The sequence below is a fragment of the Chengkuizengella sp. SCS-71B genome (assembly GCF_040100845.1).
GTDB lineage: Bacteria > Bacillota > Bacilli > Paenibacillales > KCTC-33759 > Chengkuizengella.
In genome coordinates this window covers 769,012-784,455 of sequence record NZ_JAZHSH010000001.1, presented here as the reverse complement: position 1 = coordinate 784,455, position 15,444 = coordinate 769,012, and the positions used below count along the sequence as shown (strand labels likewise).

The window sequence follows — 15,444 nt, the reverse complement described above, 5'->3', positions numbered from 1 at the left end:
ATAGCCACCTCCTTCAAAGTCTACTACGCACCTCTCCTTTTGGGTCGTTTTTAATTTGCATAGGATTTGCTACAATAATTAAAATTTGATCTTCATCTGTCCGTTTTAACACTCTATAACCACTTTGAGCTATTGTAGCAACTCCATCAGCGTTAGGTCTGCAAAACCCATTCACTTCACTTGTTCCATCGTCTCTTACTAATAATTGCCCCGTTAATCCAACAGCTACCCATTCAGGTCTTTCTGATCGTGGAATATACTGTTTATCGGGATCATATTCTGGATTTAGCTTTTGTCTTTTTTCAATTCGCTCAGGCGAAATAATTTTGCCGTTCTCATCTTTTTCCGCAGGGATGGTGACTTCTTCATATAGTGCCTGACCCCACTTCCCCGTCAAATATCGCTTATTCCATTCATAACCGGAACCTCCTAAGACAGCAGGGAAGCCACTTGTTACACCTAAAATATAATTATCTTTATCTGTTGCTTTCCTAATTTTATCCCCTTCTGTTGTGACAAAATATCCGACATCAATGGGTTTGCCATCCAACGTTTCAAACAATTCAGCGAAATCACACCCTCTACCGGAAGTAATTTGCCCAGCAAAGCAAGCGTCCCCTGTATTTCCGTTAATCAGAGCCATCAATGTTCCATTGACTAAATGCCAAGAGTTATCTTCAACAGCTTGACCTGAACGTCCCATAATATGCGCGTTCACTCTATTATTTGTATCTGTACCATTTCCTTCCGCATGAGAGCATTCACCTGAAGCAATCGTATTACAACCCTCTGCATGAGACGCAAAACCTTCCGTTATAGTTCCATCTCCTTCCGCGTGAGAACAATCTCCTAAAGCTACCGTATTACAGCCTTCCGCATGAGAGCCTAACCCTTCAGCTACCGTATTGCTTCCTTCTGAATGAGACGAGAAACCTTCCGCTGTAGTGCCAGACCCTTCGGCATGGGAACTGTCTCCTTGGGCAAGGGTATTTGTTCCCTCTGCATGAGCACCGACACCTGTTGCTTCGGTTCCTTCTCCTTCCGCATGGGAGAAATCCCCTTGGGCAAGGGTGTTTTCTCCTTCCGCGTGAGAACTTTCCCCAATGGCTTGCGTATCACAACCTTCCGCATGGGAAAAATCTCCTTGGGCAAGGGTGTCTCTTCCTTCTGAATGAGAGCTTTCCCCAATAGCTGTTGTAAAAAACCCTTCCGCATGGGAACCCTCTCCGGCAGCAACGGTGGCTCTGCCTTCCGAATGGGCCATTGTTCCGGCTGACGTAATGACTCCTTCCGCATGAGAAGCAAATGCACCGGCATCAGTTGTATCATTTTGAGCATGAGAAAAATTACCACCGGCTACTGATTGTTTACCTTCCGCATGAGCCTGTTCACCAGAAGCAACTGTATTTGTTCCTTCTGCATGAGCACCGATACCTATTGCTTCTGTTCCTTCTCCTTCCGAATGGGAATTATCTCCTTGGGCAAGGGTGTCTTTTCCTTCCGCATGAGAATTAAGTCCTGTCGCTTTCGTGTTCCGCCCTTCTGAATGCGCATTTTCTCCATCCGCCTGTGTAATAAACCCTTCCGAATGGCTGTTCAATCCTCTAGCAATTGAACCTAAGCCTTCAGCGGTCGAATTGTCTCCTTGGGCTACGGTATCTCGATTTTGGGCATGAGCATTGTCTCCTGTGGCTTCCGTATTTCTCCCTTCTGAGTGGGAAGCTTCACCTTCAGCATCCGTTTGAATTCCTTCGGCGTGGGAAGAGCTTCCAGATGCCGTTGTACAATCTCCTTCGGCATGCGATTGTAATCCTTTCGCTATTGAACTTGTTCCTTCCGCATGAGAAGCTGTTCCAATCGCCTGCGTTCCTACTCCTTCCGCATGGGAATGATCTCCTTGGGCTACAGTGTTTCTTCCTTCTGAATGAGAAGCGTCCCCACTGGCTATCGTATCTATTCCTTCCGAATGAGCTGCCAATCCTTTCGCCTGAGTCCCTTTTCCTTCCGCATGGGAAGCATTCCCATCGGACATTGTTCTTCTTCCTTCCGCATGAGCATTTTCCCCATCTGATACCGTACCTCTACCTGCAGCAAGAGAGTCGTCACCACTCGCCATCGTATTTCTACCTAACGCTGTGGCGCAATCTCCTGTTGATTCACGATTACAATTTCCATCCATTTATAGCACCTCCTTCAAAGTCTATTTTGTAATCATTAGTGATTGTTCGCTTCGTTCTTACACCCTCTGTTATTTTCCATTTCGCATCCTATCCTTTTGTGTCATTTAAAATTGCATAGGACTTGCTACAATAATTAAAATTTGATCTTCATCTGTCCGTTTTAACACTTTATAACCACTTTGAGCTGTTGTAGCAATCCCTTCAGTGTTAGGTCTGCAAAACCCGTTCACTTCACTTGTTCCATCGTCTCTTACTAATAATTGCCCCGTTAATCCAACAGCTACCCATTCAGGTCTTTCTGATCGTGGAATATACTGTTTATCAGGATCATATTCTGGATTTAGCTTTTGTCTTTTTTCAATTCGCTCAGGCGAAATAATTTTGCCGTTCTCATCTTTTTCCGCAGGGATGGTGACTTCTTCATATAGTACCTGACCCCACTTATCCGTCATACATCGCTTATTCCATTCATAACCCGAACCTCCTAAGACAGCAGGGAAGCCACTTGTTACACCTAAGATATAATTATCTTTATCAGTTGCTTTTCTTATTCTATCCCCTTCTGTTGTGACAAAATATCCGACATCAATGGGTTTGCCATCCCACGTTTCAAACAATTCAGCAAAATCACACCCTCCACCGGAAGTAATCTGTCCAGCAAAACAGGCATCCCCCGTATTTCCGTTAATCAATGCCATCAATGTTCCATTCACTAAATGCCAAGAGTTATCTTCAATCGCTTGACCTGAACGCCCCATAATATGCGCATTTACTCTATTGTTTGTATCTGTACCATTTCCTTCCGCATGAGAGCATTCACCTGAAGCAATCGTATCACAACCCTCAGCATGAGACGCAAAACCTTCCGCTCTAGTGCCAGATCCTTCCGCGTGAGAACAATCTCCTAAAGCTACCGTATTACAGCCTTCCGCATGAGAGCCTAACCCTTCAGCTACCGTATTGCTTCCTTCCGCATGAGACGAAGAACCTTCCGCTCTAGTGTCAGACCCTTCGGCATGGGAATTGTCTCCTTGGGCAAGGGTATTTGTTCCCTCTGCATGAGCAGCGTTACCTGTTGCTTCGGTTCTATCTCCTTCCGAGTGGGAGTTATTTCCTTGGGCAAGGGTGTTTCTTCCTTCAGCGTGAGAGCTTTGCCCAATGGCTTGCGAGAAAAATCCTTCCGCGTGGGATTCATCTCCTTCGGCAAGGGTGTCACTTCCTTCAGCGTAAGAGCTTTCCCCCGTAGCTTGTGTAAGTGTTCCTTCCGCATGGGAAAAGTCTCCGCCAGCAAGTGTGGCGTTGCATTCTGCATGGGCGGCTATTCCTTCAGCTCTCGTATTGCAGCCTTCCGCATGAGAAGCAAATCCAGCGGCTACAGTTCCATCATTTTGGGCATGAGAAAAATCACCGCTGGCTACTGTAAGTCGACCTTCCGCATGAGCCTGTTCACCAGAAGCAACTGTATCTGTTCCTTCCGCATGAGCACCGGTACCAATGGCAATTGATCCTTCTCCTTCCGCATGGGAATTATCTCCTTGGGCAAGGGTGTCTCTTCCCTCCGCATGAGAATTAAGTCCTGTCGCTTTCGTGTTCTGTCCTTCCGAATGCGCATTTTCTCCATCCGCCTGTGTAATATATCCTTCCGAATGACTGTTTAATCCTCTAGCAACTGAACCTAAGCCTTCAGAGGTCGAATTGTCCCCTTGTGCTACGGTATCTCGATTTTGGGCATGAGCATTGTCCCCTGTGGCTTCCGTATTTCTCCCTTCTGAGTGGGAAGCTTCACCTTCAGCATCCGTTTGAGTTCCTTCTGCATGAGAAAAGCTTCCTGATGCCGTTGTACAATCTCCTTCGGCATGCGTTTGTAATCCTTTCGCTATTGAACTTGTTCCTTCCGCATGAGAAGCTGTTCCAATCGCCTGGGTTCCTTCTCCTTCCGCATGGGAATTATTCCCTTGTGCTACAGTGTTTCTTCCTTCTGAATGAGAAGCGTCCCCACTGGCTATCGTATCTATTCCCTCCGAATGAGCAGCCAATCCTTTCGCCTGAGTCCCTTCTCCTTCCGCATGGGAAGCGTTCCCATCAGCTATTGTACTTCTTCCTTCCGAATGAGAATTTTCCCCATCTGATATCGTACTTCTACCTTCAGCAAGAGAGTTGTCACCACTCGCCATCGTATTTCTACCTAACGCTGTGGCGCAACCTCCTGTTGCTTCACGATTACAATTTTTACTATCCATTTAAAAGCCCTCCTTTGATAAATCTTATTTCCTCCATCCCATCTTACGTAGGTAGTAGCTTAAAAGTGAATATTCTCCCCAAATATAGCAAGACCATTTCCAATGGGTATTTTCAAGAAAAAAGCGCTTCTCTTATTAGAGAAACGCGCCATTTCGTTTTGCAGTTATTAGTAGACCTATAGTAGAATTTGGTGTTTCCAAACCCATATACGTTAATACGATATAAGTCTTTTAGGAGATTATCTTTTAAAGAATTTCTTCTGCTTACAGGATTTTTCACAAAGCCCATCTGGAATACTTGAATTACATTTGTTTTCATCTATCGCAATATTATCAGTAGATTGGGAGTTGTTTTGAAGGTCTGGGTCATTGCCGGATAAACAGTTAGAGCGGATGCCAAAATTATCAGCAGTAGGTTCTACTACGATGATCCCAGCTTTAAGATTGTTTTCTATACAGTTGTGATCTATAATACTACCAATCGAGAAGGAGAGATTTAGTTGAATTCCATTACCTTTATTAAATTGACAACTATTTTTAATCAATCTATCGTCACAATCGTTTAATTCAATACCATTCTGATTATTTTTGTTACAAACGTTTCCCCAAATTATGTTATCATTCTCAATCAAACTAAATCCATTTAATAAGTTTCCAGTGGTTCTGTTGTTTAACATTAAGCAACTATCGAGTATAATAAATCCATTTCCTTTATTTTCAAAAACCCAATTTCCAATACACAAACTATGATCACTTAATAAATTAAAACCGTCCATTCCATTCTGCTTTGATGTATTACATAAAAATAAATTGTCATCACTATTATCTGCTATAAACCCATTTTTCCCATTATGAACGGCATTACATTTTATGATATAATTTAGATCACTTGGAACCAGAAGAGAATGAAATCCATTGCTTCCATTTATAATTGCGTCACATTGATTGAAGAGAGTTTGGGTTACATTAATTTGAAATCCATCTCCTGTATTATTTTTGGATTGAACTCTATCAAATGTGTTCTCTTCACTATTTATAAGTATTCCGTTAGCTCCAAAATGTTGAACAGTCAGATTTTCGATCGAATTTCGTTCACTTTCAATTGTCATGCCGTTCCCTGCTAGATTAGTACCATCTATGATCGTATTGCACATACCTGATCCAACAATTCTAAGGCGATCTTTATCACTAGGAATATTAATTTGTTCATGAAATAAACCCTTACTAACATTGATTAAATAACCACTTTGTGCATCTTCTACAGCTTGTTGAATGGATTCGCCTTCTTGTACATTGATGGCGTCATTCCTTTTACATATTCCTAAAGGCATACTTGTTTCACAATCATTGTCTGCAAATGTACAACCTACAACTCCTCCCTCAACAATGATGTCAGGTGAGTTTCCTTTTATACAATTTGAGCGAATAGCTATATTATCCCCAGTGATGCTGATACCAGCAAGGGTATTGTTTATTACAGTGTTTCGATCAACCACAGAGTCCTCATCTTCCATTCGAATTCCATTCCCTTTATTTCCAATGACAAGATTTTTAATAATTCTTGCATCATCACCGGTTGCTAAAATACCATCCAAACCATTTTCTTTGCTTATATTATCAAACACAGTTGCAAAAATACCTATTACAAATCCATTTCCTGAATTTCCTAATGCCTTGTTCATAGCATAAAAATTAAAATCCTCATTATTATCATTAATCCCATTGCCTTTATTATCTGTAGCAGCACTTGAAATAATATAATTTTCACGTCCACTTACATTAAATCCATCTTGTTTGTTTATATGCGCTAAACAACAGTAGATTAAATTATTATTATCATCTAATAATACCCCATTTAAATTATAAATCATTTTACATTGGATGATATTATTATTATTTCTTGCAACGACAATACCATTCTCAACATTGCCATTGATTTCACATTCCATAACTAGATTTCTAAAAGTGGTAATATCAATGCCATGGCTTCCATTATTTAAAATTTGAACTCTATGAATAATACTATTGGATGTATCTATACAAATACCAGTACCTTTAAAGTTCTGTACCGTTAAGTTTTGAATGGTAATAAAACTTTCACCAATTATAATGCCATCAGTTAACCCAAAGTCTTGTCCATCAAGGATTGTTTTTCCTTTGCCCTCTCCGATTAGTCGAAGACCTTCCACATTAATATTAAGAAATTCGGAAAAGTTTCCTTCTCCTACTCTAATGGTATCGTATGGCTGAGAGGCATCTAACGCATCATTAATTGTAGGAAATTCAACAGTTGGAACGTTCCGTACGGTCATATTGTTTTCGTCCTTTCTGAGTTTGAATATTGCTATATTCTATGTAAGATGTGAACAAAAGGACTAGACAGGTGTACTGAATTTATTAAATTTAGGCAAATGAAAAAAAGATGGGGTTTTTTACATGTCCATTTGGGATGCTTCTAGGATGAAATCCATAAACAAGAAGACTGTGGAAATTGATTGTGGAAAAATTTAGACATGTTGACAATAAGGAAAGCGCTTCTCATAGAGAAAGCGCTAATTTGTGGAATATAGATTTATAATTTTACTTATATTAAGTTAACTAATGTTATTGTAAACAATTTCATTATTTTGAATATCCAATATGTTTTTTTTGTTCATATATATTCAATTCTGTATGTTTTTCTACCAAATTAATGATCTCATAAATTAATTTTTCTAATTCCTTCACACTATTTTCTGGATTTCCTATGAGTATATTGGTCATTCTATCATAAAGATTATGAGGTTTAATCTTCATACATTCAATATTGTAAGACATCCATTTAAAAACAGGGTGATGAACATACATTCTATTTAGACCAAAAAGAACACCAAACAACTTCTTTTGTACTTCACAAATTACTTCATATAGCATAAGCCAGTCTTTCCTATTTAACAAAGCATTTCGATTATTCCATCGATTACTCATCCAAAGGTTTTCTAAAATCATATGTTTTGTTAAATCTACAGGATATATTGTTACTCTATTTTTTAACGCTTTAATTTTTTCTTTCCCATATAAGCTCTTTCCATCATTTATCGATGCAACAATACATTGTTTATCATAGTCAGTTTCATTATTTTCCACTACATCAGAAATAAAGCGTTCAACTGATGAGGTTAAGAAGTTGCTTATTTCTAATTTAATATTTAATCCCCTCTTTGGTTAGGTATGACTCAGACCACTCTTCCTCCTCATAAGGATGATATGATAAAATAGTTCCTTTAACTTGTACAATGGGATTTTGACGATCTTCATCTTCTGGAGGTTTCAACCATAAAATATGTAATTCAATATCTGAGTGCTCATCATCCAAGTTTTTTGATACTGACCCCGCTAAAAGAATAGCTTCTACTTTTGGGTTTTGTTCATAGACTGCCGCCATCTCTATTGCTTTTTGCATTAATTTCATTTACTTCCTCCAATTAAACTTCAGGAAAATAACCTATTGACACTGCATAATTGATCAATTTATAGAAAAACTCCCTATTTGGCTCGTGGCAATCGATATTACTCTCACTACTAATAAATTTATAATTAGAATCTTTAGCTCCATCACCTTCTAATTGAGCCATAGCAAGCTGAAGCCCTTCTTGATCTTTTTCTTCTTCGTTAAATAACCATCTAGAATACTCTTCTTTTTCTAATAATTGTATATTATAACCGTAATCTACTAAGTATTCTACCATCTGATTATAAGTGATATGTATAGGATTGCAGACGTGGAGGAGTTTATTAATTGATTCCCCCTTCTCTATAGACCTAACAATATATTTGCTGGCATAATCTATGGGTGTTAGATCAACATACCAGTTGGCTTTTGGTGCTTTACCTAATAGCATCATTGCCTTTAACATCCTATAGAATGCATTGTTATTGATATTCACCTGAAATTTCCCATTTATAGAGTTGCCCACCAAATTCCCCATACGGTAAATGGCACTTGGTATGTTATTGCTTCTCATATTCACTTGTATTTCTGATTTTAATTTACTATTTGTATAGACATTCTCTAGTACTATTGTAGGATCAAATGGGAATATATTATATCTACCACTCAAAGCTAGATCTTCAGGAATACCTAAAGTAGAGATATAATGGAATTGAACATTTGGTGATAATTGAATTAGATCTAGCAGCATGACAGTACTCATTACATTTGCTTTATTGAAATGCTCATGATCCCCATGATGTTTTACTTCTGCACCACAATGGACTACGTTATTTATTATCCTCCGTAAATAAGCATATTCACTTTCATTTAGTGCTAATCTAGGTTTGGATAGATCTCCTTTTATTACTTGAATTCTTTGAATATCATGATTAGTTATATCATCGAAGTATGAATTCAATACTGAGGTCAAACGACTTTTATCTCCATCCCGCAACAAACAGTATAATCTAGCACTACTATTCTTTAGGAAATTGTACAGTATATGTGAGCCTAGATAACCAGTAGCTCCTGTGAGTAAGATATCTTGAGTAGTTGATACTCCCTCTAGAGAAATATCTTCCCCTTGCAATGTTTCGGGATAGGGTATCAGATGCCTTATTTCCTTATTATTATCATATTGATCCAGTAAGATTTCCCCGTTTCTAGTCTCTTCTATTCGATTTGATAATTCCTGTATAGTAGGATATTGATAAAAGTCACTTATCTTGATGTTAGGAAAATCAGGTTTCAATATAACTAAGATCTGCATAATAGAAAGTGAATCTCCGCCTATTTCGAAAAAATGATCAGTGATACTAATATCTTCAATATCGAGACCATTTCTCCAAGCTCTCCATACCTTCTTTTCAATGCTTGTGGTTGGGGCTACCATATCTTTATTATCTTCTAAATAATCATGAAAATCGAAAGAGTTTAATACCTTCCTATCTATTTTTCCAGTTGGCGATATAGGTATTTCTTTTAGAAAACAAATATGATGAGGAATCATATACTGCGGAATTGAATCAGATAAGAATTCCTTTAATTTCGAAACAGATATGGGTATTTTATTTGTAGTAGTATAATAGGCTATCAATACTTTCCCTTTGTTCCCATTTGACTTGACTATCACGGCTATATCTTGTACCTTTTCATGTCTTGAAATACTATCTTCTATTTCCCCTATTTCTACTCGAAAACCTCTAATTTTAATTTGTGAATCCTTCCTAGATATATACTCGATATTGCCTCCAGGCAGCAATCGGCCAATATCCCCCGTTTTATAAAATCGTTTATCGGATGAGGGATCAAAAGGATCATCTATAAATGCCTCTCTCGTCTTTTCAGGCTGATTTAGGTAACCATTTGCCACACCTACAGATTTTATTAAAATTTCCCCAGGGACGTATAATGGGCAGGGCTGACTATGCTCATTAACAATGTACATCTCGTAATTCTTATATGGTCTTCCTATCGGAACTATGGATAACCCCTTAATCGTATCCGTTCTAACCTCATAAGAAGAAGTTACTGCTGTACATTCTGTTGGTCCGTACAGATTTACGACCCTTAGATCTGGACCGAATCTATTCATAAATGATTTTGCTATTTCGCTAGTTAATGCCTCTCCCCCAGTACTAATAGTACGCACTGATTTAAATTTGGCTACACCAGAATCAGATAGATGAGTGGCTAATTGGTTGAAGAAAATAGTAGGTATTAAAGGAATACAGGTAATACTCATTCTATCTACGATATTAGCAAATGCCTCAATAGATATACGTTCCTCATCGTTTATTAAATGTAAATGTGCTCCACAATAGAATGCACCAAACATTTCATAAATGGAAGCATCAAAGCTAAAACTGGCAAATTGTAAGAGTATATCCGATGATGATAAATTAAAAGTATCTCTAATAGATGGACATAGGTTCATTAATCCCTTGTGTCTAATCAATGTACCTTTTGGCTTACCTGTAGAACCAGATGTATAGATAACATATGCTACATTATCCGGGTTTCCTATATATTCAATGTCTGTGGGATTAGTATTGGTACAATCTTCATAATACAGTACCTGTTGCGTACCATTCTTAAACATATCCTTTACTAATGTGGCATATTCATAAGTTGTAATCACATAATTAGAGTGGGAATCTGATATGATATATAGATTTCTATCCTTAGGATGCTTTGGGTCTAAAGGAACATAAATCGCTCCAATCTTCATGACTGCCATGAGACTAACTACTGTCTCAACACTTCTTCCCATTAAAATAGAGACAAAATCTCCCTTTCGAATATTTTGCTTAATGAGAGTATTAGCTACTTTATTTATCTGTATATCTAATTCTTTATACGTATATTGGATACCATCTGCAGAGAGGGCAAGGTCGAGGGGATAATTCCTCACAGTATGATTAAACATATCAATAATGGTCTTGAAATTGTCTATATCTGTTTCGGTATTATTCATGATCTGGTATGTTTGTTTATCATCTTCTAGTAAGATTTCTACATCTCCAATTGCGGTGGTAGGATTACTTAACAATTCTACTAATAATTTTTCATAATGCCTAACTAACTTGTACATAGACCTACTATTTACAAAACTTTCATTGTAATTAATATCTACCATAATATATTTATCAATTGAAACAAACCAATCCATTTTGGTACAAAAGATAGTCTTATCTGCATTAAATGAAGAGTATATATTAGAATCCCGCAAGTATTTAACTGAGTATATACTCGCACTATCTTTGACTTGCTTTAGTTTGCTAGCTACTTCAATTATAAATTGATGGAAATTAAGATTACTATTGATCTTTATTCTCACTGGTAATAAATTACTTTCTCCATTTACCCCTACTATGATGTCTTTTTCATCTGACATTCGATATAGCAGTATATAATAAGCTGATAAGAAGACCTCATTAATGTTTAAATCAAATCTCTCACAATAATTGTATATTAATTTCTCCTTTTCCTCTAAAATTCTTGATTTAGATGATACGTTTGAAACCCAATTGTTGAGGCTCTTTTTACTATCAATTATTAATTCAAAATGTGATGGTATGTCAGCTAACTCCTGATCCCAGTAATCTATAGTTGTGCCCATGCCATCCTCCTTTCTAAACTTTTGAAATCTATGCCACATTTTACTATATAGGAATGTCTAAGCGCAATTATAATTTTCATAATATGAACTGGAACCACTTGTTGCACAGTCCTCTTCTTCATTTAATTGCTGAATATGATTATAACCTTCCTCATTATCATAAAAAATCACCTATCATTATCTTAACTTTTTTATACAAACTATGATTTACATATTTACTATTATCAGGATTTATTAGGAGGTTTTTAGATTTTTTTATCGAATTATAACTTTGAATTAAATAAGATTAAGAAAGAGGTAATTTAAAAATGAAAAAAATATTGGTTCTCATCTTAACGTTAGCAATGATTTTTACTAATTCAATGGCTATTTCGGCAGAAGAATTGACAAATGATGAAAAATTAGAAATATTGACAAAGTTCGCACCTAGAATATGGATGGATGAGAATGAAAGATATTTCCCTTCTTCTGTTGAATGGATGTTTCCGTATGTTGAGAGATATATTCCCTCTGGTAAAAATAATTACTGGCTAAAGTCGAAAGAAACATTATCCAGTCCTTCAGACCGGCTTAGTTATTTTAATGGTAATTTAGATTCTGCTAAGATATATTCTTATTGGGTCGATAAAGAGAATGGTGTGACGGATATTACCTATTGGGTTTTCTACCCATACAATAGAGGGAAATCTGTAATCGATACAATTTGGGGTAACCATGTTGGTGATTGGGAGCATATTTCTATAAGATTGAATGAGTCTTACGAGCCGGTGCAAATTTATCTTCCATCTCATAACTTTGGAGAACTATACTCTTGGAATGAAATTCAAAAGGTTGAGAATACTCACCCTATAGTCTATTCCGCATGGGGATCACATGGACATTGGAAAGACCCTGGTGTACATACGTATAAAGATTTATGGATTTTAGGAAAATTACAAGATATCACTAGTGCAGGAACTGCTTGGGATACTTGGAATAGTGTTGAAGCGTATGATTATAAACAAAAAGAAGGTTTATCAGGACAAGATTGGCCATTATGGATGTATGATGATTTTACTTATACAGTACCAGGTATGGACCCTTCAGATCCAGCAAGTGGTGCTATATACAGATGGGGAAATGAAGCTGATGGTTGTGATTTTGAATTTATAGCTGGAGAGTGCCGTTTAAATAATGGTCCTAGTGGTGTTGTAAATAGGAGTATATTTACTACACCAGATTTAAAATAAATATTAGGGATATCCAATTCCATCAAATCATTTTTTTAATGTTGTTTACTAAAACTAAAATTTAGATTATCAGAAGAAGCAAACCACAAAGTGGATGCTTCTTCTTGTTTAGGTTCAAAGGTGGTTTATCCCAAATCTGCACAAATATGTTTTTATCATTTCCTCTTTTAAAGGTTTTAACTGTTTCTCAGTCTGACATGACTGGAAGAGCGCTGGCCAGGTTAAAGCCCCTTCGATCATGGAATGGAAGATTTGAGCAGCCACACGTGGATCGGGGATCTCCATCCGTCCATCTTCATCTGCTGATTTTAACCAATTTACGAGATTGGTATGAGGTGGACCATACTTAGATTTTGTTTCCATAGCCAACTGGGAGTCTTGAATAAATACAGTAGTAAGCACCTTGCATAATGCTAGTCTACTTGGATCGTTAATTAGAAATATTTCTGCATCAGCAAAAAGGGCAAGCTGCTCTTCTAAAGTTTTATCAGGATCATAAGTGATATTTTTTAATAATTCCTGTTCAGATAGCAATCTTTTAAAAACGGCTTGGAATAGATCATCCTTATTGGCAAAATGATTATAAACCGTTCGTTTTGAAACTTCTGCATGATAAGCAATTCGATCCATAGATGCCTTTTCGTATCCTTCTATCACAAAGGCTTTGATTGCTCCATCCATAATAGTTTCACGCTTTTTAGAAATGTTTGCTGCTTTTTTTAATTCATCATTCATAGTTGAGTACTCACCTTCTACATTTTTAAGTAAACTACACTGTGTAGTATAAAAATTATTGACTTAATGTAAACTACACTGTATAGTTTACATTAAGCAGGAAGAAATTTCAAGACTACCTAATAATGTTAGTTATGAAATCAAAAATGAAAGACATAAATGAAGGAGGAAACTCATGAAAGCCATTGTATTCACAAAATATGGATCATCGGATGTTCTTCAACTTAAGGAAGTCGAAAAACCCAGTCCAAAAGAAAATGAAGTGCTGGTAAAAGTTGATGCATCTTCCGCAAATCCACTTGATTGGCGTTTGATGAGAGCTAAGCCATACTTAGCTCGTTTGGCTAATGGACTTTTAAAACCTAAAAATACACGACTTGGAGCAGACATCGCAGGACGGGTTGAAGCAGTTGGCAGCAATGTAACACAATTTAAAGTTGGTGATGAAGTATTTGGGGAGAAATTCGAGACAGGATTAGGAGGCTTTGCCGAGTATGTATCTGTTCCTGAAAGTGCGTTGGCAATGAAACCTAGTAACCTGTCCTTTAAGGCAGCCGCCGCCGTCCCATTAGCAGCCCTCACCGCTTTGCAAGGTCTTCGAAACGAAGGGCAAATTCAATCAGGACAGAAGGTTTTGATTAATGGTGCATCTGGAGGAGTGGGTACATTTGCGGTACAGATTGCAAAAGCAATCGGGACTGAAGTTACCGGAGTGTGCAGTACGCGAAATTTAGATATGGTTCGCTCAATTGGGGCAGATCATGTTATTGATTATACGAGGGAAGATTTCACTAGAAACGGTAAGAAATATGATCTAATTTTTGATGCTGTAGGAAATCACTCGGTTTCAGACTTAGAAAGAGCATTAAAAGAAAAAGGAAATTGTGCCGTAGCTGGATTTACGAACATGGCTCGTTTATTTGAGATTTCATGGAAAGGAGGAAGGGTTTCCAAAGCTGGCAATAAGAAAATAGGTATGATGAAAACTGTCCACACTAACAAAGAAGATTTACTTTTTCTAAAAGATTTACTTGAAACAGAAAAAGTTGTACCAGTCATAGATAGATATTATTCCTTAAGTGAAGCTGCCAAAGCACTAACATATCTTGAAACTGGGCGCGCAAGAGGAAAAGTAATCATAACCGTAGCGTAAAAAAAGTATGAGGAAAGGAGTAAAAAAATGAATGCAGAAAATAAGATCATCGAGCTGAATTGGAGGACTACACTTTCTACATTATGGATATTTGTATTTTTAAATTTAATTTTTAAGGATATTCATGGGCTTTTTAGAACTGGATTTCTGGAAGAAATTATGTCAGGAACTGTAGATGGGGTTTTAATAACTGAAGAATTGTTGTTGATATTTGGAATACTGCTGGAGATTCCGATTGCTATGGTTATCCTGTCACGAGTATTAAAGTATAGAGTAAATTTCTGGGCAAACAGTATTGCAAGTGTATTAATGATTGTGCTTCTTATAGATAATGGCGTCGCAGATCTTGATGATATATTTTTTGTAACGATACAAATTATAGGTTTATTAGCAATTATATGGTATGCATGGAGATGGCCTAAAACGAATTCATGAATTGATTTCCATTTATAAGTTGCTTTGCATCTAATGAATTAATTTCTTGGATGATCTAAATGAATTCTACTCTTTAATGTAAAAGCACCTTTTATAGAAGGTGCCTTTTACATGATTAGGTCATAATGACTAATATAAGTACAACAACATTTTTCATTTTTATTATGCTATGGAAAGCCATAGGTTTCTTATAGAATAAATATGTCCCATTTAATTACAAAACAGATCTATTGGGAATCTTTATAATTTTTCCAATAATGATAGCAATTTCATTTAGAAAATTACCAGAAACACGTATAGCATTTCTGGCAATTTATTATCCTTTAAGATATCCCCTTCTATTAAATGGGTCGTTTCATCATAATGTATAGTATCTGT

Annotated in this window: 8 protein-coding genes and 1 pseudogene; 3 read left to right on the top strand and 6 right to left on the bottom strand. The window is 37.0% G+C overall.

Features of this window, described 5'->3' with window-relative positions; all coding sequences use genetic code 11:
• Positions 1-13: 13 nt before the first annotated feature.
• From VQL36_RS03860 to VQL36_RS03840, 5 genes and pseudogenes are all read right to left on the bottom strand, one after another.
• Complete coding sequence (locus VQL36_RS03860) at positions 14-2,179, bottom strand: peptidase G2 autoproteolytic cleavage domain-containing protein (RefSeq protein ID WP_349248045.1); 2,166 nt, start codon at positions 2,177-2,179, stop codon at positions 14-16.
• A gap of 105 nt (positions 2,180-2,284) precedes the next feature.
• Positions 2,285-4,420, bottom strand: coding sequence for a peptidase G2 autoproteolytic cleavage domain-containing protein (locus VQL36_RS03855; RefSeq protein ID WP_349248044.1), 2,136 nt, complete (start codon positions 4,418-4,420; stop codon positions 2,285-2,287).
• A gap of 239 nt (positions 4,421-4,659) precedes the next feature.
• Entirely contained in the window at positions 4,660-6,732 is a 2,073-nt protein-coding gene (locus tag VQL36_RS03850) for a right-handed parallel beta-helix repeat-containing protein (RefSeq protein WP_349248043.1), read from the bottom strand.
• A 310-nt stretch (positions 6,733-7,042) separates the two neighbouring features.
• Positions 7,043-7,871: pseudogene (locus VQL36_RS03845) on the bottom strand (DUF4037 domain-containing protein).
• A 13-nt stretch (positions 7,872-7,884) separates the two neighbouring features.
• Positions 7,885-11,553, bottom strand: a complete 3,669-nt coding sequence (locus VQL36_RS03840; RefSeq protein WP_349248042.1) for an amino acid adenylation domain-containing protein — start codon at positions 11,551-11,553, stop codon at positions 7,885-7,887.
• A gap of 269 nt (positions 11,554-11,822) precedes the next feature.
• Between VQL36_RS03840 and VQL36_RS03835 the strand changes: the two genes are divergently transcribed.
• Entirely contained in the window at positions 11,823-12,743 is a 921-nt protein-coding gene (locus VQL36_RS03835; protein ID WP_349248041.1) for a Vps62-related protein, read from the top strand.
• 114 nt (positions 12,744-12,857) lie between these two features.
• Here the strand turns inward: VQL36_RS03835 and VQL36_RS03830 are convergent, their stop codons facing one another.
• Positions 12,858-13,478, bottom strand: coding sequence for a TetR/AcrR family transcriptional regulator (locus VQL36_RS03830; protein WP_349248040.1), 621 nt, complete (start codon positions 13,476-13,478; stop codon positions 12,858-12,860).
• Positions 13,479-13,653: 175 nt separating this feature from the next.
• On the opposite strand from VQL36_RS03830, the gene VQL36_RS03825 reads away from it, so the two are divergent.
• Positions 13,654-14,631, top strand: coding sequence for an NAD(P)-dependent alcohol dehydrogenase (locus VQL36_RS03825; RefSeq protein ID WP_349248039.1), 978 nt, complete (start codon positions 13,654-13,656; stop codon positions 14,629-14,631).
• Positions 14,632-14,658: 27 nt separating this feature from the next.
• A complete protein-coding gene (locus VQL36_RS03820; protein ID WP_349248038.1) occupies positions 14,659-15,066 on the top strand; it encodes a DUF6326 family protein in 408 nt (135 codons plus the stop codon).
• Positions 15,067-15,444 lie beyond the last annotated feature (378 nt).

Bases quoted from the DNA above. Each gene is read 5' to 3' on its own strand.
- VQL36_RS03860 (WP_349248045.1), bottom strand. From the start codon at position 2,179: ATGGATGGAAATTGTAATCGTGAATCAACAGGAGATTGCGCCACAGCG.
- VQL36_RS03855 (WP_349248044.1), bottom strand. From the start codon at position 4,420: ATGGATAGTAAAAATTGTAATCGTGAAGCAACAGGAGGTTGCGCCACA.
- VQL36_RS03850 (WP_349248043.1), bottom strand. From the start codon at position 6,732: ATGACCGTACGGAACGTTCCAACTGTTGAATTTCCTACAATTAATGAT.
- VQL36_RS03840 (WP_349248042.1), bottom strand. From the start codon at position 11,553: ATGTGGCATAGATTTCAAAAGTTTAGAAAGGAGGATGGCATGGGCACA.
- VQL36_RS03835 (WP_349248041.1), top strand. From the start codon at position 11,823: ATGAAAAAAATATTGGTTCTCATCTTAACGTTAGCAATGATTTTTACT.
- VQL36_RS03830 (WP_349248040.1), bottom strand. From the start codon at position 13,478: ATGAATGATGAATTAAAAAAAGCAGCAAACATTTCTAAAAAGCGTGAA.
- VQL36_RS03825 (WP_349248039.1), top strand. From the start codon at position 13,654: ATGAAAGCCATTGTATTCACAAAATATGGATCATCGGATGTTCTTCAA.
- VQL36_RS03820 (WP_349248038.1), top strand. From the start codon at position 14,659: ATGAATGCAGAAAATAAGATCATCGAGCTGAATTGGAGGACTACACTT.